The 24,095-nt window shown below is 59.8% G+C and carries 20 protein-coding genes and 4 tRNA genes; 12 read left to right on the forward strand and 12 right to left on the reverse strand.

The genetic code is table 11. The features are described 5' to 3' along the window. Nucleotides 1–29: 29 nt before the first annotated feature. The 3 genes from sugE to rdgC all read right to left on the reverse strand — a co-directional run bounded on the left by sugE (nt 30) and on the right by rdgC (nt 2,488). Nucleotides 30–344 carry a quaternary ammonium compound efflux SMR transporter SugE gene (gene sugE, locus CAG02_RS11535; RefSeq protein WP_085682912.1) on the reverse strand — a complete coding sequence of 105 codons (315 nt, stop codon included), beginning with the start codon at nt 342–344 and terminating at the stop codon, nt 30–32. Nucleotides 345–455: 111 nt separating this feature from the next. Further along, the gene (locus tag CAG02_RS11540) at nt 456–1,421 is read right to left on the reverse strand and encodes a bile acid:sodium symporter family protein (protein ID WP_085710607.1); all 966 of its coding nucleotides are present in this window, start codon (nt 1,419–1,421) and stop codon (nt 456–458) included. 146 nt (nt 1,422–1,567) lie between these two features. Beyond that, entirely contained in the window at nt 1,568–2,488 is a 921-nt protein-coding gene (gene rdgC / locus CAG02_RS11545; protein WP_007950430.1) for a recombination-associated protein RdgC, read from the reverse strand. Between the two features lie 159 nt (nt 2,489–2,647). Between rdgC and CAG02_RS11550 the strand changes: the two genes are divergently transcribed. From CAG02_RS11550 to CAG02_RS11565, 4 genes are all read left to right on the forward strand, one after another. Continuing rightward, nucleotides 2,648–2,723: transfer RNA gene (locus CAG02_RS11550), tRNA-Val, on the forward strand. Between the two features lie 19 nt (nt 2,724–2,742). Further along, a tRNA-Asp gene (locus tag CAG02_RS11555) sits at nt 2,743–2,819 on the forward strand. 190 nt (nt 2,820–3,009) lie between these two features. Beyond that, a tRNA-Val gene (locus CAG02_RS11560) sits at nt 3,010–3,085 on the forward strand. A 19-nt stretch (nt 3,086–3,104) separates the two neighbouring features. After that, nucleotides 3,105–3,181 (forward strand) — tRNA-Asp (locus CAG02_RS11565). A gap of 145 nt (nt 3,182–3,326) precedes the next feature. Here CAG02_RS11565 and CAG02_RS11570 read toward each other — a convergent pair. After that, complete coding sequence (locus CAG02_RS11570) at nt 3,327–4,463, reverse strand: catalase family protein (RefSeq protein WP_139831869.1); 1,137 nt, start codon at nt 4,461–4,463, stop codon at nt 3,327–3,329. A gap of 26 nt (nt 4,464–4,489) precedes the next feature. After that, the gene (locus CAG02_RS11575) at nt 4,490–6,298 is read right to left on the reverse strand and encodes a di-heme-cytochrome C peroxidase (RefSeq protein WP_085710675.1); all 1,809 of its coding nucleotides are present in this window, start codon (nt 6,296–6,298) and stop codon (nt 4,490–4,492) included. A gap of 270 nt (nt 6,299–6,568) precedes the next feature. Between CAG02_RS11575 and CAG02_RS11580 the strand changes: the two genes are divergently transcribed. From CAG02_RS11580 to CAG02_RS11610, 7 genes are all read left to right on the forward strand, one after another. Further along, nucleotides 6,569–7,285 carry an FKBP-type peptidyl-prolyl cis-trans isomerase gene (locus tag CAG02_RS11580; protein ID WP_085710609.1) on the forward strand — a complete coding sequence of 239 codons (717 nt, stop codon included), beginning with the start codon at nt 6,569–6,571 and terminating at the stop codon, nt 7,283–7,285. A 294-nt stretch (nt 7,286–7,579) separates the two neighbouring features. Further along, the gene (locus CAG02_RS11585) at nt 7,580–8,035 is read left to right on the forward strand and encodes a YkvA family protein (RefSeq protein ID WP_085710610.1); all 456 of its coding nucleotides are present in this window, start codon (nt 7,580–7,582) and stop codon (nt 8,033–8,035) included. Nucleotides 8,036–8,149: 114 nt separating this feature from the next. After that, nucleotides 8,150–8,491 (forward strand): helix-turn-helix transcriptional regulator, encoded by a 342-nt coding sequence (locus CAG02_RS11590; protein WP_007950435.1) that lies wholly within the window; start codon nt 8,150–8,152, stop codon nt 8,489–8,491. Then, the gene (locus CAG02_RS11595; protein WP_003223109.1) at nt 8,488–8,859 is read left to right on the forward strand and encodes a hypothetical protein; all 372 of its coding nucleotides are present in this window, start codon (nt 8,488–8,490) and stop codon (nt 8,857–8,859) included. Before CAG02_RS11590 ends, CAG02_RS11595 begins: the two co-directional genes overlap by 4 nt. Continuing rightward, nucleotides 8,860–9,267: an SEL1-like repeat protein gene (locus tag CAG02_RS11600; RefSeq protein WP_085710611.1), complete on the forward strand. Its 408-nt coding sequence runs from the start codon at nt 8,860–8,862 to the stop codon at nt 9,265–9,267. A gap of 224 nt (nt 9,268–9,491) precedes the next feature. After that, a complete protein-coding gene (locus CAG02_RS11605; protein WP_371857767.1) occupies nt 9,492–13,988 on the forward strand; it encodes an RHS repeat-associated core domain-containing protein in 4,497 nt (1,498 codons plus the stop codon). 278 nt (nt 13,989–14,266) lie between these two features. Continuing rightward, nucleotides 14,267–14,683 (forward strand): hypothetical protein, encoded by a 417-nt coding sequence (locus CAG02_RS11610; RefSeq protein WP_085710612.1) that lies wholly within the window; start codon nt 14,267–14,269, stop codon nt 14,681–14,683. A 45-nt stretch (nt 14,684–14,728) separates the two neighbouring features. Here the strand turns inward: CAG02_RS11610 and CAG02_RS11615 are convergent, their stop codons facing one another. Both CAG02_RS11615 and CAG02_RS11620 read right to left on the reverse strand, forming a co-directional pair. Further along, nucleotides 14,729–16,519: a bifunctional diguanylate cyclase/phosphodiesterase gene (locus CAG02_RS11615; RefSeq protein WP_085710613.1), complete on the reverse strand. Its 1,791-nt coding sequence runs from the start codon at nt 16,517–16,519 to the stop codon at nt 14,729–14,731. A gap of 134 nt (nt 16,520–16,653) precedes the next feature. Then, nucleotides 16,654–18,738 carry a carboxy terminal-processing peptidase gene (locus tag CAG02_RS11620; protein WP_162803468.1) on the reverse strand — a complete coding sequence of 695 codons (2,085 nt, stop codon included), beginning with the start codon at nt 18,736–18,738 and terminating at the stop codon, nt 16,654–16,656. A gap of 181 nt (nt 18,739–18,919) precedes the next feature. On the opposite strand from CAG02_RS11620, the gene CAG02_RS11625 reads away from it, so the two are divergent. Then, complete coding sequence (locus CAG02_RS11625; RefSeq protein ID WP_085710615.1) at nt 18,920–19,882, forward strand: zinc-binding dehydrogenase; 963 nt, start codon at nt 18,920–18,922, stop codon at nt 19,880–19,882. 45 nt (nt 19,883–19,927) lie between these two features. Here the strand turns inward: CAG02_RS11625 and CAG02_RS11630 are convergent, their stop codons facing one another. Genes CAG02_RS11630 through CAG02_RS11650 form a run of 5 tightly spaced genes read right to left on the reverse strand, consistent with a single transcriptional unit; the run spans nt 19,928 to nt 24,037 of the window. Continuing rightward, nucleotides 19,928–20,581, reverse strand: a complete 654-nt coding sequence (locus CAG02_RS11630) for an HAD family phosphatase (RefSeq protein ID WP_085710616.1) — start codon at nt 20,579–20,581, stop codon at nt 19,928–19,930. Nucleotides 20,582–20,615: 34 nt separating this feature from the next. Continuing rightward, a complete protein-coding gene (locus tag CAG02_RS11635) occupies nt 20,616–21,605 on the reverse strand; it encodes an ABC transporter ATP-binding protein (RefSeq protein ID WP_085710617.1) in 990 nt (329 codons plus the stop codon). Further along, nucleotides 21,602–22,402 (reverse strand): ABC transporter permease, encoded by an 801-nt coding sequence (locus CAG02_RS11640; protein WP_065261898.1) that lies wholly within the window; start codon nt 22,400–22,402, stop codon nt 21,602–21,604. Before CAG02_RS11640 ends, CAG02_RS11635 begins: the two co-directional genes overlap by 4 nt. Continuing rightward, nucleotides 22,389–23,225 (reverse strand): ABC transporter permease subunit, encoded by an 837-nt coding sequence (locus tag CAG02_RS11645; protein WP_170931592.1) that lies wholly within the window; start codon nt 23,223–23,225, stop codon nt 22,389–22,391. The genes CAG02_RS11640 and CAG02_RS11645 overlap by 14 nt, the downstream gene beginning before the upstream one ends. Before the next feature lie 5 nt (nt 23,226–23,230). Continuing rightward, complete coding sequence (locus tag CAG02_RS11650) at nt 23,231–24,037, reverse strand: alkaline phosphatase family protein (protein WP_085710619.1); 807 nt, start codon at nt 24,035–24,037, stop codon at nt 23,231–23,233. Nucleotides 24,038–24,095: the final 58 nt, after the last annotated feature.

Below are 24,095 nucleotides of genomic sequence, written 5' to 3' on the forward strand. Positions count from 1 at the left end.
CGCCATCCCCGAAGGATGGCGGCAATGGCTCAGGCGCTGACCTTGAGCCCGATCAGCCCGGTGATGATCAGTGCAACGCTGGCCAGCCGAATCAATGCCATCGACTCGCCAAACAGAATGATCCCGGCAATCACTGTGCCCACGGCGCCGACGCCAGTCCAGATCGCATAAGCCGTGCCCAGCGGCAGTTCCTTCATCGCCAGACCCAACAGACCAAGGCTGACTGCCATGGCGGCGACGGTGAGAACGGTCGGAAGTGGACGGGTGAAGCCATCGGTGTATTTCAGGCCGACGGCCCAGCCGACTTCGAACAGACCGGCGAAAAACAGAATGATCCAGGACATGAAAGACCTCCATCGATTGACGGGGCCGTCCCCGGATTGAAACTCGATTGAGCCGCAGGGTCGTCCCCGCGTGGCGCACATAGTACCTAAAAAAGTGCGCCGGGGACCCGGTCAGTCTGCAGGCTGCCGAGCCAAAGCCTCACGATCTTCCTTCTCGCTCATGCGTCGGAAATACGTCGAAAGCAGCGCCCCGGAAATGTTGTGCCACACACTGAATAGCGCGCTCGGCACCGCCGCCAAAGGCGAAAAGTGCGCACTGGCCAACGCAGCCCCCAGCCCCGAGTTTTGCATCCCGACTTCCAGCGCCAGAGACTTGCGCTGAGCCAGCGGCAAGCCGAACAGGCGTCCGGTGAAATAACCCAGCAAGTAGCCGAAGCTGTTGTGCAGCATTACCACGGCCATGATCAGCAGGCCGGATTCAGCGATTTTCGCCTGACTGGCAGCCACCACGGCGGCGACGATGATCACGATGCTGACCACGGACACCAGCGGCAAAACCTCCACTGCGTGACGAACCCTGTCACCGAGCAAGCGTTGCGCGACGACACCGAGCACGATCGGCAGCAGCACCACTTGCAGAATCGACCAGAACAATTCCATGAACGAAACCGGCAACCAGGCCGAGGCCAGCAGCCAGATCAGCGCCGGCGTCAGCAGCGGGGCGAGGAGGGTGGTGACGGCTGCGATGGCTACCGACAGCGCCAGATCGCCCCGAGCCAGCCAGGTCATAACGTTTGAAGAAGTGCCGCTCGGGCAGCACCCGACCAGAATCACGCCGACGGCGATCTCCGGTGGCAGGTGAAAAACCTGGCAGAGCAACCACGCCATCCCCGGCATGATCACGAAATGCGCAACCACGCCCAGTGCCACGCGCCATGGATGACGGGCGACGGCGGCGAAGTCGTCAAGTTTGAGGGTCAGGCCCATGCCGAACATCACCAGCCCGAGCAGTGGCACGATTGCGCCTTTCAGGTTGAGGAACCACGCCGGTTGCAGAAAGGCGACCACGGCGAAAATCAGAACCCAGTAAGCGAAAGTGTTGCCGACAAAACGACTCAGTGCAGCCAGTGCGCGCATGGCCTGTTCCTTATTATTGATAAACGCTACAAAACGAACTGTGGGAGCGAGCTTGCTCGCGAAAGCATTGTGTCATTCAACTTATATAGTGCCTGACACGGCGCCTTCGCGAGCAAGCTCGCTCCCACAGGTGAAACTCGCAGGCTTTAGATCCCCTGCGGCGTCTCTTCACCGCCCAGTGCTTCAACCAGCGCCGGCAGGAAGTCGCCGAACGTCAGCATCATCAGGGTGAAGCTGGCGTCCAGTTGGCCGAGGGCTTCGTCACCGCCGTCCTGTTCCGCCTGATCCTGCAGCAGGTCTTCGAACTTCAGGCGTTTGACGGTCATCTTGTCGTCGAGCATGAACGACAGTTTGTCCTGCCAGGCCAGCGATAGTTGAGTCACCACTTTGCCGGTGCTCAGGTGCAGCTGGATTTCTTCGCTGGTCAGGTCCTGACGCTTGCAACGGACGATGCCGCCATCTTCGTGGGTGTCGCGCAGTTCGCACTCGTCCAGCACGAAGAAGTCCGGAGCGGCTTGCTGAGTGGTGACCCATTCGGTCATCACGGCGGTTGGTGCGGTTTTCACGGTCAGCGGGCGAACCGGCAGGGTGCCGATCACTTCACGCAGGGTGGAGAGCAGGTCTTCGGCGCGTTTCGGGCTGGCCGAGTTGACCAGGATCAGGCCCTGTTTCGGCGCGATGGCAGCGAAAGTCGACGAGCGGCGGATGAAGGCGCGCGGCAGGAACGCCTGGATGATTTCATCCTTGATCTGATCGCGTTCCTTCTTATAGACCTTGCGCATCTGCTCGGCTTCGATCTCTTCGACTTTCTCCTTCACCGCGTCACGCACGACGCTGCCCGGCAGGATGCGTTCTTCTTTACGGGCGGAGATCAGCAGGAAATCACCGCTGACGTGCACCAGTGGGGCATCTTCGCCCTTGCCGAACGGCGCGACGAAACCGTAGGTGGTCAACTCCTGGCTTGCACATGGACGCGCCAGTTTGGTGGCCAGTGCAGTTTCCAGCGCCTCGGCATCGACAGGCAGGTCTTGGGTCAGGCGATAGATAAGCAGGTTCTTGAACCACATGGGGTGAGTCTCTCCTTTATACAAAGGGGGGCATTATTGTCTTCGCCGCCCCATAGGCCAACCCTTCTCTAAGCCTTTGGAAGGCCTGAGAAAATTATTTAAAAAAGTGCTTGCCAGAGGTTGGGTCGCTCCGTAGAATGCGCGCCACACCGAAGCGAAGGGTGATTAGCTCAGCTGGGAGAGCGTCTGCCTTACAAGCAGAATGTCGGCGGTTCGATCCCGTCATCACCCACCATTCGTTTCAAGTGTTTAGCGCAGCGGTAGTTCAGTCGGTTAGAATACCGGCCTGTCACGCCGGGGGTCGCGGGTTCGAGTCCCGTCCGCTGCGCCATATTCGGTAACCTGGAACACTGAACGCCAGGTCACCACGGAAGAACCCGCCAAGGCGGGTTTTTTTCTGCCTCGAGTTGTACATGCGGAATGTGTCGTTTCACCGGTTTTCGGATTTATTTGAAAAAAACTTCAATTAAATCAACACTTTACGAAAACTTGTGGCATAATGCGTCCCGTAACGAAGCGAAGGGTGATTAGCTCAGCTGGGAGAGCGTCTGCCTTACAAGCAGAATGTCGGCGGTTCGATCCCGTCATCACCCACCATTCGTTTCAAGCGTTTCGCGCAGCGGTAGTTCAGTCGGTTAGAATACCGGCCTGTCACGCCGGGGGTCGCGGGTTCGAGTCCCGTCCGCTGCGCCATATTCGGTAACCTGGAACACTGAACGCCAGGTCACCACGGAAAGCCCGCCAAGTGCGGGCTTTTTGCTGTCTGGCGATTGGCTTTTTGCTCGTCCGGGCATGAAAAAAGCGACCTGCGGGTCGCTTTTTTCGTTTCTGCGGTTTGTTACGGGCTGGCGTTGCGGCTATGCCGGTAAACACTCACTGCTTCATACACCGCCTTGCGCAGGCGGTTGATTCCACCAATCGGGCGATGGGCCTCGATTCCGAACCAGGGGTTAAACGACAGGTTGTCGCATTGCAGGTTCAGGGCCGGGGTGTCGAAGTCCTGAGGGGGCAGGGTGATTCTGGCTACGCTCTGGAACGGACTGTCCTGTTCGCGCCATTCGATGCTGGTGTCTTCGATCGGCATGTACTTGTTCGCGTCCTGACGCTGGATTTGCAGCACAAAACACGCGGGCACCCGATCCGTGGACAGTTGCTGATTCAGCGCACTGCGTAGGAAATTCGGCAGATCCTGGTTTTGCTTCGGCAGCGTGTAGGCCGGGCAGTTGTCCGGATCCGGCATTACCCGGAACTTCGCATTGGCCTCGCCGAACTTGTAGGGCGATACCGAGAAGTAGGTGGTACGCGTCGGGCTCTCGGGCGGCGGAGAAAGCGTTGCCAGCGCAATGAACAAATGCCTGATCTGCCAGTTTCGCGGATCCCAGCCCGGAAAGAATGCCATGACCTTCTTGCCGTCAGCCTGCGCCGCCACATTCTGACGATATTCAGCGACATCGCTGACGAAGAAATTCGGATGGCTGAACATCACGAAATCCTGCTCGTGCGGGCCCTGGCGGTCACCCAGCAACTGTTTGCCCGGCACATCAAGCAATTTGATCGCCATGCCCCGGGCATCGCGGATGCTGTCGAATTGCGGGTAGGCGTTGCCGTTGGACAGACGCATTGTCGCCTGCCAGATCTTGCCTGGCTCGCTGAACACACCGCGCCGCAGTTCCTGAGCCAGATCCGGCAGCACTTGCACGTCCGCCTTCACACAACCGTGGGCCTTGGCATGGGCGTCGCGCAGAAAACGCGTGCTTTCCCGGTGCTGGTCGACTATTCGCACAGCGGTCTGGATCACGTCCTGCGTCATGGACGCTTCGCCGTCCGGAATCTGCTCCAGTGCCGATACCGGTCCCCGGTGCTGCCAGGCAAACCAGGCGGTTGCCAAAGCCCAGCCGATCAGTCCGATCACCAGCAAAAACAGCAGGGTTTTGCCCAACAAGCGGCCCAACCACAACCAGAAGCGCGCCAGCATTGATGGCTTCTTGAATGAATTGAAAATCATGGCAATTGCGCCTCCAGCGGGCCGCCCAGCACTTTCAGGTATTCCAGCAGCGCCCAGCGCTCCTCTGGCTGCAGCAACCGCCCGATGACCCCGTTGCCACGCTCGCCGGCGCGGAACTCATGGCCACTGTTGTGGTTGCCGGTGATGCGTGTGTCGAACAGGAAAGCGTTGGTAAAGGCTTCGGTGCGATACCCCAGATGCCGAGGGTCGTATTCCAGAGTGCCTTTATAGAAAGTGGTGGAGCGTTCATCCTGCGGCGACAGCAGTTGATACAGGCTCGGCACCGAGCCGTTGTGTAGGAATGGCGGGGTGGCCCATACACCAGCAAGCGGCCGGGCCTTGTAGGCGACTTTTTCCCGGACGCCGATGGGCAGACCGAAGCCGTCGAGTTCTGGTTTCTCCTGCGCTGTGACGCCCGCTTCACGATAAGCGCGGTTTTCAACGAACGCCGTCACGTAAGCCAAGCCTTTGGCCACGGATAACTGGCTGAGGTCGAGTGGTTCTTTGGGCGTGGGATGCAGCTTCACGTCCATTTGCTCCAGCTCCGCCGGATTCCATTGCAGCGCTGTCAGGTCGAAACGGTGGTTGGCGATGTTGTTGGCCGCGTTCGGATCGGTTCCGATGACATCCACCGGCAGCATGTGCAGATGCTGGATCCAGCGTTCGCCTTCCTGCGTCACCCGTGGGACGTGGCAACCCGCACAGTTTTCGGCAAACAGGGCTCGCCCCCTGGCCGCCAGTGGTTTGTCGACTTTGCCAAACAGTTCTTCTGGCCAGGCGGGTGGCTGAAGTTTTTGCAGGGTTTCTTCGATCTTGTGCAGATCGCGCACGCGCACGCTCGATGCGTAACGTTCATCACCCTGCAGCGGCTGGCCGTTGGTGTCGAAGAAATTCAATGTGGCGCCAACCCCCAGAGCCTCGCCGATGTTGCGCGCCATCGGTTGCTGCGCCGAGCCGTTCCATTGCACCCAGTCAAAGGTCCACATGTCCCACAGTTGCGGGTAATCCACGGGCGCGTTGGCTACGCGATAGTTGGTGGGGGAGATTGCATCGCCGAAAGTCGCGTTGGCGATCCGTCCGAATGCATCGGTGCGTCCCGGACCTTCTTCGGTGGGATAGAGGCCGCGATGGGTGTCGTTCCACGCCACTTTCAGGAATGTATTCAGCGATCCTTTTAAGTCTTTGCGCAGTTGTTCGTGGCGCGCGTCGTATTCTTCGCCGAGAACGGTGCGGGCGAACCGCTCGAATTTCCACGGGTTGTAGTAAGTGGAGGTCAGACTGGCGACCAGGGCCTGTCCGAAACTGCCTCCGCGTAATGTAGGAACGCTGGAAGGCAAAACATGCTGCGCCGAGCCGCCGTCGATGCGCACGGCCTGGCCATTGAGATGCAGTTCGCCGGTGTGGCAGGCCGCGCAGGTGATGTCCAGATATTGCTCGGAGCTGCCCGGATTTTGATGCCGGGTGAAACCCACCGGCAGATTCCCCGGGTTGTTCGGCGTGGCTTTTTGCTGCGGATCGACCAGAAAACCGAAGCGTGCGAGGTATTCCGGGGACGCGAAACGTTGCTGCGAGAACGGCAGTTCCAGAGCCTGGAACCACTCATAACGAAGCCCTTTTACCTGAGTGCCCTGTGGCGTGAAGTAGTAGGTCTGGCGCTCTTCGTCGGTCCATTGCTTGAGGTAATGCACCTGTTTGGCGGGCGTCGGGAAGGGCAGTTTCGGATTGGCGACATAGTAAAGAACCACCGCCAGGAGCAGTCCCAGCAGCACCACGATCAGCATCAGTACACGGAATAAGAGGCGCAAGATGAACATCCTTGTCGAGTTGTTGCGCTGTTATGCCTGAGCCGAGTCCTGTGCGGCAAGTGGCCATTACGCCAAGTGTTGTGGGAAGGGGCATCGGTCACTGTCAGGGCAAGATGACAGAAGCTTCATCATGGCTTTGCTCAAATGCTTTTTAATCCCTGAACTTATCGGAAGATTCCTGCTCTCATGCCGGTAGCCATTGGTCGTGGCGGCCTGATAAGCTCGCGGCTTTACTCGATTGCCCTTTCGGCGCATGAACAAGGAAATAGCATGAAACAGCATCGGTTGGCGGCGGCGGTTGCCCTGGTTAGCCTGGTCCTCGCGGGTTGTGATTCGCAGACCAGCGTAGAGCTGAAAACCCCGGCGCAAAAAGCTTCCTACGGTATCGGCCTGAACATGGGCAAGAGCCTCGCTCAGGAAGGCATGGATGATCTGGACTCCAAAGCGGTAGCCCAGGGCATCGAAGATGCCGTCGGCAAGAAAGAACAGAAGCTGAAAGATGAAGATCTGGTCGAAGCCTTCGCTGCACTGCAAAAGCGTGCCGAAGAGCGTATGGCCAAGATGAGTGAAGAGTCGGCAGCCGCCGGCAAGAAATTCCTCGAAGAAAACGGCAAGAAAGCCGGCGTGACCACCACCGCTTCCGGTCTGCAGTACGAAGTGGTCAAGAAAGCCGACGGCCCACAGCCTAAGCCTACCGACGTCGTGACTGTTCACTACACCGGCAAGCTGACCAACGGCACCGTATTCGACAGCTCCGTCGAGCGCGGCAGCCCGATCGATCTGCCGGTAAGCGGCGTGATCCCGGGGTGGGTCGAAGGCCTGCAACTGATGCACGTTGGCGAGAAGTACAAGCTGTACATCCCTAGCGATCTGGCTTACGGCGCCCAATCGCCAAGCCCGGCGATTCCGGCCAACTCGGTCCTGGTCTTCGACCTGGAACTGCTGGCCATCAAGGATCCATCCAAGGAAGACGCCGCAGCCAAGTAATTGGCCCCGGTTTCGACAACAACGCCTCGCTAATGCGGGGCGTTGTTGCATCTGGTCGGCGCCCGGCGTAAACAGAGCGAACCGACAGGCGCCACGACAGTCCTAGACTTTGTAGCTGCCCGCGCTAGACGCCCTGAGCCGCCAAGTCAATGAAATATTGGGGTTTTTTATGTGAGTAAAAAACGCCCGATCTGAGCGCAGCCCTTATGAACCGGGGCTCTCAGCGTTGAAATGCAGCTCTGTTCACAAGGTTATCCACAATTTGTGTGGATAACATTTCAACGGGAGAAATAGATGAAAGCTCCATGGAATTTCGCCCGGTTCCTGCCATTGGCCGGACGACTCCTGGCCCGTGGCCGTTTGCCGACGCTGCTGTTTGCCGTGGCCAGCAAAGGCGCTGCCCAGGGCAATCGTCTCGGCAAGCTGAAGGATGATCTGCGATTGCTTCAGGCGCTGTGCCTGGCGTACTGGCGTGGTGAGTATCGTGCGATCAGTCCCAAGGCCATCGTTTCGGTCGTTGCGGCCCTGATGTACTTCCTCAGTCCGGTGGATGCGATCCCGGATTTCATTCCCGTTTTCGGCATGCTCGATGACATCGCCGTCCTTGCCTGGGTGATGAAAACCCTCGACGACGAGCTCAGTGCATTCCGTTTGTGGCGTCAACGACAGGCGCCGGAAAAGCTCAGGGTTGTCGAACGACTGCCCGATACACCCGAACAACTTCAGCTTCAGGGCCCGAAAAAGTCCTGAATCGCGACAGCCTCTTATACAGATAGATACCCCCCACGACCTTGGCCGCTGTTAGGATTACACTTCTAGGGAAAAGTGCCGACTCGCTAAGTGTTGTTGTCCTACGGGGTAGTCATGGATATTCAGATAATTGCACGCGATGGCGAACCCGAATATGCGGTTCTGCCATGGGCTCAGTATCAGGCTCTACTGAAAGCAGCAGGCATTAACGAAGCACCGTCGCAACCGGCTCCAGCGCCGCTTGCGGCCACACCGGACCCGATTCTTCCAGGTCTGGATCAATTACGCAGTTTGCGCGAAGGGAAGGGCATCGCCATCGAGGCGCTCGCCCGCACGGTAGGCATCAGCCCGTCTTACCTGGCCATGATCGAAAGCGGTGAGCGTCTGCCCGACGCTGCGATTCGCCGCAGCCTGGCCTGGGAGTTGACGGTGCCAGGGTGGAGGGAACAATCGTGAGCGTACGCATCAGTCGTCAACATTGGGACGGATTGCTGGGGGAGCTGGACCAGGCGCGCAGGCAGCGCCATCTTCTGACCTATCGAGCCTTGCTCGAACGTCTGCAACTGCCGACTCCGGCGATGCAGACCCTGACCGCTGCACTGGAGCATCTGGCTGCGCTGGACGCGAAAGCCGAACAACCGCTGCGCAGTTCGCTGGTGATCAGCCAGGGCGCCAGTCGCCTGCCACGCACCGGTTTCTTTGAGTGTGTCGAGCGTCTTGGGCGATTTTCCGGCCCGTCCGATGGTGTTGCCGCCGCCTCATGGCATGCCTCGGAAGTGGTGCGGGTCTTTGAGTACGAGTACCCGGAATCGGCGGAGGCCTGAGTGTTTTTACGACTCAAGGCGCGGGCAAGTTACTGGCTGGCCCGTAGGCTGTTTCACTGGTCGTGGTTTGTCCGTCAGCCCCGAGGCTGGCGTTGGCTCGAAGGGCAATTTGCGCGCATGGCCAACCTGGGCGATGTCGGCGCGCAGAGCCTCTACGGGCACATCCTGACGTTTCGCGGTGTTGGCCTGGGGGCGCGTGAGGAGGGCGTCCGGTTGCTGCGGCTGGCGGCGCTGGCCGGGGATGGCAAGGCCGCGTATCAAGTCGGTGTCATCAGTCTTGCCGGTACACCGAGCAAGGCTCCGGACCCTTTGGAAGCGGCTCGCTGGTGGACCATGGCCGCCAAGGCCGGACATCCGTTGGCCGAGCTCAAATTGAAAGAGCTGACCGGCCGGCATTCTTCTTCGTAAATAGTCATCTGTTCCGTGAGCGGGGCGAGAGGGAAACCTCCCGCCCCGTTTTTGCGTCTGCGATTCGATAAAGATCAGTTACAGACTTCTCCTACATCCACCGCCTACTCGCCTGACTTCTTTTCTGTTTGATCCCCCGCAAAGTCCTTCGCCTGATTTTTGCGCGAGGGAACGCCCATGTTCGACCCGGTTTTTCATTTCGTCATGCGCATGGGAATGCGTTGATGGAGGCCATCACCCGCATCGAGCAAGCGCTCGACAGCTTTCCCCGCACCCTCGATCTCTATCGCGAACAGCTCAGGCACTGGCTCAGTCGCTCGGCAGACAGCATCAGCCATGCGGCCGATCTGCCGTCACTGATGGGGATGGAGCGGATCATCCGTTTCGGCGCACACAGCACGGCGGTCGCCATTGACGACATGCGTTTCTCTTCGGCCGTCGTGCAATGCCCCGAAACCGGGCGGATGGAGATCGAGAGCAAGTTCGAGTCGGTGTACGACATTCCGTTGGGCGACATCGTTGTCGATGTGGTGGCGGTGGATGGCGGCGAGGTCAAGTCGATCACGCTCGATGCTCAGGGCAAGGGTTTGTTCACCGGTGAGCCGGGCAAGTTCTATCGGGTGGTGGTGCAGGGCGAGGCCAGCGAGAAGCAGGTTGATGCGCTTTTCGAGTCCTACGATGGCCTGACCCGGGAGCTGGATGGCTGGTTGCGCAGCGAGTGGCAGGGCTTCAAGCCGCAGTGGTCGCAGTCGGTGGCGACCGCGGCGGGCAACGGCCTGCTGGCCGGGAGCTGGGCGGCGATCGAGGGGGTGTGGGACAGCATCGGGTTACTGTCGGAGATTCTCCAGAATCCTCTTCAGTTTGCGGGCCGGCTGGGAGATAGCGCGACGGCATTGGCCGAGTTCGCGCAGTCGATGCCGGAGAAAATGGAGCAGCTCCAACTGCTCGTCAGTGACGAGGCGGCGCTGTGTCTGTTGCTGCGCACGGCCAGTCTGTGGCTCGAGATGCTGCCACCCGGCGAACTTGCCGGAAAAACCGCCGAGGCCGTCTCGATGGTGGTGGTGCAACTGCTGATCGATGTGTTGATCGGCGTCGTGCTGACCTTCGTGGGGGCTGGGGCGGGGATTGCGTATCTGACCTTGCGCCTGGTGGATCGTGGCGCTCAGTTGTTGTCAGTGGTGACGCGTCTGGTGAAGGCGTTGTTCGGCATTGTCGGTGCCGTCATCGACTACGTGAACCACTACAAATCCGTCGCTGCACGAGGTATCGCAGCCGGCGTGAAGAAGGGCCGCATGCAATTGCGTTGGGACGCCAGACGCAACGCTTCCCTGAAAAAGGATGAACACCACGACGACAAGCCTGATCAGGCGAAAAACCCCAACGGCGACAGCGCTGATTGCGTGCCCCGGACCTGCACCAATGGCTGTCCGGTGTCGATGGTCACCGGCGAGGAACTGCTGACGCTGACCGATGGCGTGCTGGATGGATTGCTGCCGTTCGAGTTCAGCCGCTTGTATCGCACCAGTGCCGCCGAGATCGATGTCGGGCTGGGGTTTGGCTGGAGCCATTCGCTGGCGCATCGGCTGGAGGTCGAGGGCGATGGCGTGGTCTGGGTTGACCATGAGAACCGGCGGACGCGGTTTCCGCTGCCGACTGTCGAGCGGCCGGCGATTCACAACAGTCTGTCGCGGGCGGCGATCTTTCTTGGGGATGAGCCGGAGGAACTGATCGTTGCGCTGGCGGGTGAGGCGGCGCGGTTTTATCACTTTCGGGCTGGGCGTCTGACGGTTGTCAGCGATGCCTATGGCAATCGTCTGACGGTGCATCGAGATCTTTCCGATCGGGTTCAGCGCCTCGACAACGGGGCCGGTCGTTCGCTGCTGTTGCGCTACGAACGGGCGCATCTGGTCGCGGTCGATTATCAGGTTTTTTCTGAGTCTGCCTGGTGCACCGAGCAGACGCTGGTCAGCTACCGCTTCGATGCGCGTCACCGGTTGATCGAGGCGACCAACGCCGTCGGCGAAAGCGAGCGTTACGACTACGACGACCGGCACGTCATCCTGCAACGGCAGTTGACGGGCGGCGCGAGTTTCTTCTGGGAGTGGGAGCGTTCCGGCAAGGCGGCACGTTGCGTGCGGCACTGGGCATCGTTTTCGCAGATGGACACGCGTTACGTCTGGGATGACGCCGGCAGCGTGACGGTGCGCTACGTCGATGGCCGTGAAGAGGTTTACGTCCACGACGACACCGCTCGGCTGGTGCGCCAGGTCGCGGCTGACGGTGGCGAGCAGCTCAAGGCCTACGATGCGCAGGGCCGGCTGGTTGCCGAGCAGGATGCGCTGGGGGCGGTCACCGAGTACCGCTACGACGACGCCGGACGGTTAGTTGCGCTGATTCCGCCGGACGATGCGCCGACGTCCTACGAGTATCGCAACGGTTTCCTGCACCGCCGTAGCCGGGGCGAGGCGGAGTGGACCTACCGGCGCAATGCCCAGGGCGACGTTACCGAGGCGGTCGATCCCGACGGCCATGTCACCCATTACCACTACGACCCGCAGGGGCGGTTGCTGTCGATCCGTTATCCGGACAGTGGCCGGCATGTGTTCGTGTGGAACGACCTCGGGCAACTGGTCGAGGAAAGTCTGCCGGACGGTGGGGTTCGGAAGTTTTCCTACGATGCCTTGGGGCGGCGGATTACTGCGCAGGACGAACATGGCGCCGTCACCCGCCATGTGTGGGACGCCGTCGGCCGGCTGATCCAGACCACCTCGCCGAATGGCGCCACCCGCGCCTGGTCCTACAGCGCCTACGGCCAGATCACCGCCGAACGCGATGAGTTGGGGCGCATCACCCGCTACGAGTATGACGACGACCTGCACCGGGTCAGCCGGCGGATCAACCCGGACGGCACGCGGCTGCAATACCGCTACGACCATGCGCAGCTGTTGCTGACGGAGATCGAGAACGAGTCTGGCGAAAAATACCGGCTGGACTACACGCCCACCGGATTGATCCGGCAGGAAACCGGTTTTGATGGCCGGCGCACCGCGTACGCCTACGACCGCAACGGCCATCTGCTGGAGAAGACCGAGTACGGCGATGACGGCTCGACGCTGGTCACCGGCTACCAACGTGACGCTGCTGGGCGTCTGCTGCTCAAGACCCTGCCCGATGCCAGTACGGTTGAATACCGCTACGACCGCCTCGGCCGGCTGGTCGGCGTGGACGACGGCCAGAATCACCCGCTGGCCTTCGAATACGACCTGCAGGACCGACTGGTCCGTGAGCATCAGGGCTGGGGCACCTTGCGCTACACCTACGACGCCTGCGGCCAGCTCACCCGCATGCGCCTGCCGGACAACAGCAAGCTCGACTACCACTACGCCAAGGGCGGCGCGCTGACCGCGATCGACCTCAACGGCGCCTTGCTCACTCGCCACGTCTACCAGAACGGTCGCGAGCAACAGCGCCAGCAAGGCCTGCTGCTCAGCGAATATGCCTACGACGAACAAGGACGGTTGCGGGCACACAGCGTAGGCCATCAACGCAGTGCGCTGTACCGCCGCGACTTTGCCTACGGCGCCAACGGCAATCTCGAACACATCACCGACACCCGCCACGGCCAGCGCAGCTACCAGTACGACGCGCTCGACCGGCTGATCCGCGTGCGCCACATCCGCGACGATGTGCCGGAAAACTTCGCCCACGACCCCGCCGGCAACCTGTTGCTGCAGGATCGGCCCGGCCCGACCAGCATCAAGGGCAACCGCCTGCTGATGCAGGGCGACCGCCATTACGACTACGACGCCTTCGGCAACCTGATCCGCGAACGCCGTGGCCGCGCCCAACAGCTCGTCACTGCATACCGCTACGACAGCCAGCACCGCCTGATCGGCCTGACCCGCCCCGACGGCACCAGCGCCACCTATCACTACGACGCCTTCGGCCGCCGCATCCGCAAAACGGTCGACGGCCAGACCACCGAGTTCTTCTGGCAAGGCGACCACCTGATCGCCGAAAGCAGCCCGACCCAGCACCGCAGCTTCATCTACGAACCCGGCACCTTCCGCCCATTGGCGATGCTCGACGGCCAAGGCCCGAAACGCGCCTGCCCGTTCTACTACCAACTCGACCACCTCGGCACGCCGCAGGAACTGACCGACTACAGCGGCGACATCGTCTGGTCAGCCAAATACAGCGCCTACGGCAAGGTCACCTCGCTGCAGCTCGCGACCGAGGACTACCTCGACCAGCCGCTGCGCTTTCAAGGCCAGTATTTCGATGCGGAAAGCGGGCTGCACTACAACCGGCATCGGTACTACGACCCGGACGTTGGACGGTACCTGACGCCGGATCCGGTGAAGCTGGCGGGTGGGTTGAACCAGTACCGGTACGTGCCGAATCCGACGGGGTGGGTGGATCCGTTGGGGTTGACGTCCAACTGCCCACCGCCGAACAGGCCGGGATGTCCGGTGCCGGATGGGGTGGGTGGTTCGGTTGTTGATGAGGGTGAGCCAGCGCTGCCGAAGATGACGGCGCAAGAGCGGAGGGCGAGAATTGATGAGTTGGCGGAGGCGAATGCGAAGAGGCGAGTGAATGAATACGAGGATTTGTACCAAATGCTGTCGCTAAACATAATCCGGAAATTCCGGATCATGCGCTCAAGCAAAGAGCCATTGATGGCAGTCATCCCACTGAGAGTGGAGTACGGGAAAGGGTAAATTCGAGCTCTCAGTTCAAGAATTGGCGGCTACAGCTTCATGCTATCAATGATGCTGTTTTCAGAATGAGTCAAACACCTCCTGCTCCTACAGGTTTTACATCTCAGGGGGATTCGGTGGTGAGAAAAGAGATGCCGAATGGTGGCAGAGGATATAAGCCGAATAGAAGAGATCAACAGAATCCACGATATGTAGATGAGTTAAATTCTTCTGAAGTGCGGTTTCGCAGACAAAATATTAATAGCCCTTACACAGCTTTTCCGGATTAGGAGACTTTTATGTTGATGTCGCCAGGAGTGAATCTTCCGTTTACTCCCCAGCTTTCTTATTGGCTTGGTGGGATAGGAACTTATGATCTGGAGGAAACGTTGGGGGTGGCGCTAGCTATTTACGACCCCAATGACGCAAGCGATAGAGAAATTGTTATAAGGAAGTTTATTTTAGGTGGCTTTTTTGGATATACGTATAGACATAAATTTTTGATGGTTAAAATTCTTGAAGATGCTTTGAGTTCGCCATGTTTTGATTTTTCAAAATTATTTGAAGATGACTACGACTCGAATACATGTGTTGCGTGGGATGAAACGATGGTAGACGATCCGCGTGGCTTTTTTGAAGATATATATAGATTTGCAGTTGAACAATGGCATGAGGAACTAAAAAAAGCACGTGCGGAGAATCAGTCGTCTTGGTAGTTTGCGGGCAAGCCCGCTCCCACTGGGATTTGTGTTGTTTGGGGATCAGCGATGGCCAATAACCTGCGGTGAATGAAGGTCAGGTGCCGTAAGGCTATCAATCACATGCACACTATACCCCGGCACATTCTTAGCATGATGCTTCGCCTGCGAAGCCATCTCCGCCAACTGGCTCGCATCCAGTTGCGCACAAGCCTCAGGATGCAAATGCACAACGCCAATGGACAGTGACAACAACGGAAACTCCTGACGAATGCCCTGGCGATTCGGCGCAACAAAACACCCGGCCTCAAGGTGTTCGGGGCGGTAAAACCGTCGGCATTGGCTCTGAAAATCATCAAGCAACTGGTTGAGCCGTTTGCGCCAGTCCTCCGGGCCAAGCACCAACAGGAAATCATCCCCGCCAATATGCCCGACGAAATCACGGGACGGGTCGACACGTTCGTTCAGGCATTGCGCCAGACACAACAACACTTCATCCCCCCGCCCATACCCGTAGATATCGTTAAAGGGCTTGAAGCTATCGATATCGACATAGCAAATAACCGACTCCCGTCCCTGTTGCAGCAACCGTGTCAGGCATTGCTGGATCGGTACGTTACCGGGTAGCAGAGTAAGCGGGTTGGCATACCGGGCTTGCTGAATTTTCAGTTCGGTAATCAGTTTAAGCACATCGATCACTCGGCCCAGGCCCAGGTAACTGCCATTGAGGGTGATGATGAAATCTTCTTCGATGCGTTGCCGGGCGCGGCTGGTGATCAGGCGGCTGACTTGTTGCAGCGACTGGCTCATTTCCACGGCGAGGAAGTCGTCGTTCATCAGGCGGCTGATCGGTTTGCGGGCGAACAGGTCGGTGGCGAAGGGCTTGAGCAAGGCATCGGACAATGAGTGGCGATGCACGATGCCGCAGGGCTGGCCTTGTTCGTCCAGCACTGCAAGCGAGTTCAGGTTGGCCTGGCGGCGAAACGCTTCGAGGACAGTGGCGGTGGGTGTGTCGCGATTCACGGCCGGCTGATCGTTGAGCAGGGCGCTGAGGTCGCTGCCTTCGTCATTCAGCGCCACGGCGCTGCTGTCGTGTTTGGGCATCAGGGCCCGGGCGTCGCGTGGCGGGTGTTCTTGCGGGCGCCCGAGCAGGTAGCCCTGGACCAGATCCACCCCCATTTCGGTCAGCACCGCCAGCTCCTCCGGCAATTCGATACCTTCGGCAATCACCTGGGCCCGGGAGGCCTTGGCGATTTGCAGGATCGATCCAACGAATTCGCGCTTCAACGCGTCCTGATGAATGCCGTCGATAAAGTGTCGATCGATTTTCACGTAATCCGGCCGCAACTCCGACCACAGGCGCAGACTTGAATAACCCGCGCCAAGATCGTCCAGTGCAATCGAAAAACCCATTGCCCGGTAGTGATGCAATGCCGTTTGCAGCAACTGAAAGTCGTCGATCGGCGTCTGCTCGGTGAGTTCGATCACCACCTGGCTCGGTGGAATGCCGAAGTCCTGCAGCAGTTGCAGCGTACGCCCCGGCTGGTGCGCGGCTTCGAGCAGGGATTCGGGAGAGACGTTGAGAAACAGTTTGCCCGGCAATTGCTGTTCGTTGAAACGGCGGCAGGCGCTTTGGCGGCAGGCGATTTCCAGTTCGCTCAAACGCCCGGCCTGACGAGCCACGGCGAACAGGGCGATGGGGGAGTGCAGCGGGCTGTTGGACGGGCCGCGAGTCAGGGCCTCATAGCCGAGAATGCGTCGTTCAGAGAGGCAAATGATCGGCTGGAACAGGCTGTGCAAACCGCTTTGAGTCAGGATCGAGCTCAAGGCACTCAGCTGTTCGGTCGTGGTCATGGCAATCTCTGGCGATAAAAAAAGGACTGGGAGCGCTCTCGATGAAGAGAACCGCTCCCAGTCCTTTATTGCACGACAGAATGATGACTGTTTGATGACGATCCGGGGATCGTCACCATTAAATTGCCATCACCTTACTTCTTGGCCACCTGATTGCTCAGCTTCAGGTAATCCAGCAGCACGCGCCCGGTCTCGCTCAGGTAGGCGTCGTCTTCCGGTTTGACTTTGTCCGGCTCGGCTGCCGCGAGGGCGTCGTCGTCTTCTTTCTTCAGCTCTTTGAGCGGTTCTTCGCCTTTGGCCTTGCGACGGATGTTTTCCATCGCCAGTTGCTTGGCGTCGATGTCGGCGTGCTGGGCACGACGATCGGCTTCGTTGAGGCTGACGGTTTTCTCTTCCAGCAGCTTCTGCGCCAGGGCCAGCTTGTCGCGGATGAACACGAACTCCGCGTCCTTCGCCGAACGGGCGTCATGCTCGGACTTGAGCTGGGCCAGGTAAGGCTTGAACGGGTCGACCGCCGGTTTGATCGCCGCGCGAATGGTGTCCCATGGCATGGCTTCCGGCAGGGCGCTCTCGCCGATTTCCTTGGTGTCGATGATCGACGGGTAGTCGATGTCCGGCAGTACGCCCTGATGCTGGGTGCTCTGGCCGGAAACCCGGTAGAACTTGGCCAGGGTCAGTTTCAGTTCGCCATGGTTCAGCGGCTGGATGGTCTGCACGGTGCCTTTGCCGAAGGTCTGGCCACCGATGATCAGCGCGCGGTGGTAGTCCTGCATGGCGCCGGCGAAGATCTCCGAAGCCGAGGCGGACAGGCGGTTGACCAGCAATGCCATCGGGCCTTTGTAGAACGCGCCCGGGTTTTCATCTTCGAGCACATCGACCCGGCCATCGGCGTTACGCACGAGCACGGTAGGGCCCTTGTCGATGAACAGGCTGGTCAGCTCGGTGGCTTCCTGCAGGGAACCGCCGCCGTTGTTGCGCAGGTCGATGACCACGCCGTCGACTTTCTCTTTCTGCAGTTCGGTCAGCAGTTTCTTGACGTCGCGAGTGGTGCTCTTGTAATCCGGATCACCGGCGCGGAACGCCTTGAAGTCCAGGTAGAAGGCCGGAATCTCGATCACGCCGAGCTTGTAGTCCTTGCCGTCCTGTTTGAGGCTCAGGATGGATTTCTTCACGGCCTGGTCTTCGAGCTTCACCGCTTCACGGGTGATCGGCACGATCTTGCTGGTCTGGTCATTCGGCGCATTGCTGGCCGGGATGACTTCCAGACGCACCACGGTGCCTTTCGGACCACGGATCAGCTTGACCACTTCGTCCAGGCGCCAACCGACTACGTCGACCATCTCTTTGTTGCCCTGGGCAACGCCGATGATCTTGTCGGCAGGGGCGACCTGCTTGGTCTTGTCCGCAGGACCTGCCGGCACCAGACGCACGACCTTCACCTGATCGTTGTCGCTCTGCAACACGGCGCCGATGCCCTCGAGGGACAGGCTCATGTTGATGTCGAAGTTTTCCGCGTTATCCGGCGACAGATAGTTGGTGTGCGGATCGTAAGACATGGCGAAGGTGTTGATGTACGCCTGGAAGATGTCCTCGGCACGGGTCTGGTCCAGACGCGCCAACTGGTTCTTGTAGCGCTTGGTCAGGGTTTCCTGGATCTGCTTCGGCTCTTTGCCGGCGATCTTCTGCCGCAGCACTTCGTCCTTGACGCGTTTGCGCCACAGGTCGTCAAGTTCGGCGGTGGATTTGAGCCACGGAGCGTCCTTGCGATCGATCAGCAAGGTTTCCTTCGTGGTGAAGTCCATCTTGTCGACGCCTTTGTCCAGCTCGGCGATGGCGAAGTCCAGACGCGCCTTCACGCGGTCCAGATAACGCTTATAGATGGTGAAGCCGGCGTTGAGGTCGCCGCTCTTGAGGAAGTCGTCGAACTGGTACTTCCACTTGTCGAATTCGGCGATGTCGCTGGCCATGAAATAGCTGCGCGACGGGTCCAGCAGCTTGATGTAGCTGTCGTAGATGATCGCCGAGCGCGCATCATCGAGTGGCGGCTTGCTGTAGTGGTGGCGCTTGAGCAACTCGACGACGTTCAGACTGGCAATCACTTCATCGCGATCAGGCTGCAACTTGTCCCAGCTGTTGGCTGCGAATGTGCTGCCCGACACCGGCAAGAGGCCGATACCGATGAAAAGAGCGAGGGCGGTGCTGGGGAGCAGATGCTTCATGCTGATTCGACGCGGGGACAATTGATAACGCATATTAGGCCGTCTTTGAAGTCGCCGGTACCTCTACGCTCTGTACGATAACTGCTGTTCAGCGATCGTTCAGACCCCAGGGCCGGTCGCATAATGCAAAAAGCCCGGCGCTACAGCTTCGGGCTCAGTCCAGACTCACTATGGAGGCACTGTGAAGGCATTGCAAGGCGTTGAAGGTCAAGTGGCATGGGTTGATGAGCCGAGTCCTACGTGTGATGTAGGACAAGTTCGCATCCAGGTGGCGGCAGCGGGCCTCAATCGCGCGGATTTATTACAGAAGGCGGGGCTTTATCCACCGCCACCGGGTGCCAGTCAGGTGCTGGGGCTTGAATGCTCCGGGGTGATCAGCGAAGTCGGCGCCGGCTCGTCCTGGCAGGTCGGTGATCGGGTCTGCGCCTTGCTGGCCGGGGGCGGGATGGCCGAAGAAGTGGTCGTCGACGGGCGGCATGTGCTGCCGGTTCCGGAAGGTGTGTCGCTGATCGAAGCGGCTGCACTGCCTGAGGTGTACGCGACGGTCTGGCTGAATGTGTTTCAACTCGCTGCGCTCAAACCGGGTGAGAAAGTTCTTCTGCATGCCGGCGCCAGTGGCATCGGTTCTGCCGCCATTCAACTGTGCAAGGCGTTTGGCAATCCGTGCTGGGTCAGCGTCGGATCGGCCGAGCGTTTGGCCTACTGTGAAGCGCTGGGCGCCCAGGGCGGTGTGGTGCGCACTGACGATCTGGAAAGCCTGCGGGACTTCGGCCCGTTCGATGTGATCCTGGATCCGGTCGGCGGCAATTATTCTGCATTGAATCTCAAGCTGATGGCTCAGGACGGGCGCTGGGTGCTGATCGGCCTGATGGGGGGCCGCGAAGCGAAACTCGATCTGGCCCAGGTGCTGGCCAAGCGTGTGCAACTGCTGGGTTCGACCCTGCGTAGCCGCGACGATCAGTTCAAGGCGGATCTGTTCAGCGATCTGAGCCAGCATGTGTGGCCGCTGTTTTCCGAAGGGCGGCTGAAGCCGCAACTGGCCAGGACCTTCGCGATCAAGGATGCCGAAGCGGCGTTCGCCGAGCTGGCGAGCAATACGGTCGCCGGGAAGCTGGTACTGGTGATCGACGACAGCCTGAGCTGATCATCGAGGCCTGTGGGAGCAAATGTGCTCCCACAGGGCAGTCGCTTACTTCCAGAGATGGATCGGCCAGCCAGCTTTCTCGGCCTGCTCGCGCAACACCGGATCCGGATTGACCACGTGCGGGAAATCCACCTTCAGCAGCAGCGGCAGGTCATTGCGTGAGTCGGAATAGAAACTCGCGCCCTCAAGGTTTTCCTCTTCGGCATCCAGCCACTCCAGCAGACGGGTGATCTTGCCTTCGCGATAGGTCAGGGTGCCCACGGTGTGGCCGCTGTATACGCCATGGGCCACTTCCAGTTCGATGCCCAGAACTTCATCGATGCCCAGTCGTTCGGCAATCGGTTTGACCAGGTGCGTGCCCGAGGCCGAGATCACCAGAATCCGGTCACCGGCCTTGCGGTGAGCGGCGATGGTTTTGGTCGCGTCGCTGAAGATGATCGGCTCGATGAAGTCTTCCACCCAGGGCCCGACCAGATGCTCGACTTCTTCCGGGGTGCGACCGATCAGCGGTTCGAGGCTGAAGTCCATGTAGTCCTCCATGCGCAACTTGCCATGGCTGTAGGCGTCCATCAGCTCGTTGTTCTTGCGCATGAACGACTCGGGATCGACCCAGCCCAGGCGGCCCATCTGCTCGCTCCAGAGGGTGGCGCAGTCGCCGTGGATCAGGGTTTCGTCCAGATCAAAAATTGCCAGGGCCATCAGTGCAGTTCTCTCTTCAACGTCAGCAAAGTCATCAGGCTACCTCACACAGGGCTGTCGGATCGATGGAAAGCGCCAGGCGCTGACCGTCGGGATGCAGATCCGCCGCCGAACGGTTGAGCACATCCACCACCAGTTCCACGCCCCGGGCTTCGACGCGATAACGGATCACGTTACCCAACAGGCTGTGGCTACGAATCTGTGCATCAAGTTCGCCGTTCAGGCTCAGTTCGATGGCCTCCGGGCGAATCGCGATGCGGTGGCTGATCGGCCGCTGCAACAGCTTCGAGGCACTCTCGGCATCCAGCAAGTTGTAGTTGCCGATGAAGCCGGCGGCGAACACATCGACCGGTGCGGTGTAGAGGGTTTCGGCGTCGCCGCTTTGTACGATCTTTCCCTGATTCATCAGGAAAATCCGGTCAGACATGGTCAGGGCTTCTTCCTGATCGTGGGTGACGAAAATCGTGGTCAGGCCGAGTTCGCGCTGGATCTGACGGATCTGTTCACGCAGGTGTTTGCGAATCCGTGCATCAAGGGCCGACAGTGGCTCATCCAGCAACAACAGACGCGGACGGGTGACCAAAGAGCGGGCGAGGGCGACACGTTGGCACTGGCCGCCGGAGAGCTGATGCGGATAACGACTGGCGAAGTCGTTGAGTTCAACCAGTTTCAACGCCTCGGTGACACGCTTGTGGCTGTCGTCCGGATTGACCTTTTGCATGCGCAGACCAAAGGCGACGTTCTGCTCCACGGTCATGTTGGGGAATAGCGCATAGCTCTGGAACACCATGCCGATCCCGCGCTTCTGAGGCGTCAGCGGAACGATGTCGACGCCATCGAGCAGAATCTTGCCGCCATCTACCGGCGTCAGGCCGGCGATGCAACGCAGCAGGGTGGATTTGCCGCAACCGGACGGGCCGAGCAGGGTGACGAATTCACCTTTCTGGATTTCGCAGTTGATGTCGCTGAACACCGTGGTGCCGGCGTAGTTTTTTTGCAAGTGTTGGACGCTGACATAGCTCATTCGCTTTTGTCCTTGTTCAAGATGTTGGCGACCCAGGTCAGGACCAGCACGAAAAAGAAGTAGGAAATCACCAGCGCACTGGTGAAGTGGCCGCTGCTGTTGCGCATGTTGTTGAGGTAGACCTGCAGGGTTTCGTAGCGGGTGCCGACCAGTATGTTGGCGAACACGAACTCACCGAACAGGAACGAGAACGACAGCAGCAACGCGACCATCAGGCCCTTGCGCAGGTTCGGCAGCACAACCAGGAAGGCTGCCTGAAAGGTGCTGGCGCCAAGCAGTTGGGCGGCGTCCATCAGGTCGCGCAGGTTGATCGCCTGCAGGTTGTTGGTGATCGCCCGGTACATGAACGGCAGCGCCACGGTGAAGTAGCAACCGATCAGGATCCACGGCGTGCCGACCATCGCGAACGGCCCCGAACCGTAGAGCTGCAACAGACCCACCGACGACACCACCGGCGGCACCGCAAAGGGCAGCAGGATCAGGATGTTCATCAGCGCATCGAGTTTCGGGAAGTGGTAATGCACCACGAACAGCAGCGGCAGGATCAGCACCACCGAGAGGATCAGCGCGCCGACGCACACCAGCAGCGACTGGCCGAAGGCGTGCAGGAAGCGCGGGTCGCTCCACAACTGGATGTACCACTTGAAGGTGAAGCCGCTGGGCAGCACGGTGGCCGACCAGCTGCTGGCAATCGAGTAGATCAGGGTGCCCAGCAGTGGCAGCAGCAGAATGGCGAACAGCAGGTAGACCACGACGCGGTGGTAGACGCCGGCCGGGCCGGATTCAGCGCGAGACATGGTAGCTCCTCTTCAACAGCAGTTGATGCACGACGGTCACCAGGGTCATCAGCGCCACCAGCACCACGGCCAGGGCGCTGGCCAGGTTCGGATCGAGGGAAATGTCGCCGGAGACCATCGCCGCAATGCGAATCGGCAGCACGTTGAAGTTGCCGGTGGTCAGGGCATACACCGTGGCATAGGCGCCGAGGGCGTTGGCCAGCAGGATCACGAAGGTGCCGAGCAGGGCCGGGGTCAGCACCGGCAAACCGATGTGGCGCCAGAACTGCCAGCCGTCAGCGCCGAGCAGCGCGGCGGATTCACGCCAGTCTTCACGCAGGGCATCGAACGCCGGGTACAGCAGCAGGACGCCCAGAGGAATCTGGAAGTAGGTGTAGAGGATGATCAGACCGGTCTTCGAGTACAGGTTGAAATCCTGAATGATCCCGGCCTGTTTCAGCATGATCGTGATGCTGCCGTTGAAGCCGAGCAGGATGATGAAGGCAAACGCCAGAGGCACACCGGCGAAGTTGCTGGTCATGTTGGCGAAGGCGTTGACGAAATTGCGCAGTTTCGAATCGACCCGGCGCAGGGAGTAGGCGCCGAGCACCGCGATGATGATCCCGAACACACTCGACCAGAAACTGATTTCGAGGCTGTACTGGATCGCCTGCAGATAGAACTTCGAATTGAAGATCTTGCTGAAGTTGGCGAACCCCCAGCCGAACTCTTCCGATTGCAGGCTGTTGATCATCACCCAGATCAGCGGGGCGATTTCGAACACGATAAAGAACAGGGCGAAGGGCACCAGGCACAGGGCGGCCAGCCATTTGCCGCGAGTCATTGAGTTCACTTGAGCAACTCCCGGCACACAGGTTTGTCGTGGGGTACGCCGAGCAACTCGCAAACGGTGCCGCAGAGGTCGGTCTGCTTCGGTGTGGCGTCGGCGTTCAGGCTGAAGGCATCGCCGAGCACGAACAGCGGCACCTGGCGTTCTTCCGGCAGCAGGCCGTTATGCGAGCGGTCGTTGTTCATACCGTGGTCGGCGGTCACCAGCACCTGATAGCCAGCATCGAGCCAGCCTTGCAGGTAGTCGGCGAGAATGATGTCGGCGCTGCGGGCACTGTTGCGGTATTGCGGGGTGTCGAGGCCGTGCTTGTGCCCGGCGTCGTCGATGTTCATCGGATGGATCAGCAGAAAGTCCGGGGCGTGGCGCAGGCGCAGGTTCTCGGCGTCGGCGAACAGGTGCGAGTCCGGGTAGTGATCGTTCCAGTAGAAGTGGCCGTGCTGGATCGGCAGTGCCGGATCATCGGTATGACGATCCCGTGCGGCCACGAACGGCGAGCGGTTGTACAGCTCGCTGACCCAGTGGTACGCCGCGGCGGCGGTTTTCAGGCCCGCATCACGGGCGTAGTGATAGATGCTGCGCTGGTTGGACAGGCGCGAGACGTTGTTGTGGACGATGCCGCTGTCGATGGGCGGCACTCCGGTGAGGATGCATTCGTAAAGTGGTCGGGACAGGGCCGGCAGCTCGCACTCCAACTGGTAGAGCGCGGCGCGACCTGCGCCAACGTAAGCCTGCAGATGCCCCATGGCGTGACGCGCGACCTCGTAATTGAGGCCGTCGAGCACGACAAGGATGACGTTGTGCTTCATAGGGGCAAAAACTCCGCGAAACAATAAAAACGGGAAACTCGAAATCGACACGGATCCT

It is taken from the genome of Pseudomonas sp. R43(2017), from assembly GCF_002112345.1.
Lineage (GTDB): Bacteria > Pseudomonadota > Gammaproteobacteria > Pseudomonadales > Pseudomonadaceae > Aquipseudomonas > Aquipseudomonas kribbensis.

Coding starts and splice junctions, on each gene's coding strand:
- CAG02_RS11610 (WP_085710612.1), top strand. CDS start 14,267: ATGTTGATGTCGCCAGGAGTGAATCTTCCGTTTACTCCCCAGCTTTCT.
- CAG02_RS11580 (WP_085710609.1), top strand. CDS start 6,569: ATGAAACAGCATCGGTTGGCGGCGGCGGTTGCCCTGGTTAGCCTGGTC.
- CAG02_RS11615 (WP_085710613.1), bottom strand. CDS start 16,519: ATGACCACGACCGAACAGCTGAGTGCCTTGAGCTCGATCCTGACTCAA.
- sugE (WP_085682912.1), bottom strand. CDS start 344: ATGTCCTGGATCATTCTGTTTTTCGCCGGTCTGTTCGAAGTCGGCTGG.
- CAG02_RS11640 (WP_065261898.1), bottom strand. CDS start 22,402: ATGTCTCGCGCTGAATCCGGCCCGGCCGGCGTCTACCACCGCGTCGTG.
- CAG02_RS11540 (WP_085710607.1), bottom strand. CDS start 1,421: ATGCGCGCACTGGCTGCACTGAGTCGTTTTGTCGGCAACACTTTCGCT.
- CAG02_RS11605 (WP_371857767.1), top strand. CDS start 9,492: ATGGAGGCCATCACCCGCATCGAGCAAGCGCTCGACAGCTTTCCCCGC.
- CAG02_RS11590 (WP_007950435.1), top strand. CDS start 8,150: ATGGATATTCAGATAATTGCACGCGATGGCGAACCCGAATATGCGGTT.
- CAG02_RS11630 (WP_085710616.1), bottom strand. CDS start 20,581: ATGGCCCTGGCAATTTTTGATCTGGACGAAACCCTGATCCACGGCGAC.
- CAG02_RS11650 (WP_085710619.1), bottom strand. CDS start 24,037: ATGAAGCACAACGTCATCCTTGTCGTGCTCGACGGCCTCAATTACGAG.
- CAG02_RS11635 (WP_085710617.1), bottom strand. CDS start 21,605: ATGAGCTATGTCAGCGTCCAACACTTGCAAAAAAACTACGCCGGCACC.
- rdgC (WP_007950430.1), bottom strand. CDS start 2,488: ATGTGGTTCAAGAACCTGCTTATCTATCGCCTGACCCAAGACCTGCCT.
- CAG02_RS11645 (WP_170931592.1), bottom strand. CDS start 23,225: ATGACTCGCGGCAAATGGCTGGCCGCCCTGTGCCTGGTGCCCTTCGCC.
- CAG02_RS11585 (WP_085710610.1), top strand. CDS start 7,580: ATGAAAGCTCCATGGAATTTCGCCCGGTTCCTGCCATTGGCCGGACGA.
- CAG02_RS11620 (WP_162803468.1), bottom strand. CDS start 18,738: ATGAAGCATCTGCTCCCCAGCACCGCCCTCGCTCTTTTCATCGGTATC.
- CAG02_RS11570 (WP_139831869.1), bottom strand. CDS start 4,463: ATGCTGGCGCGCTTCTGGTTGTGGTTGGGCCGCTTGTTGGGCAAAACC.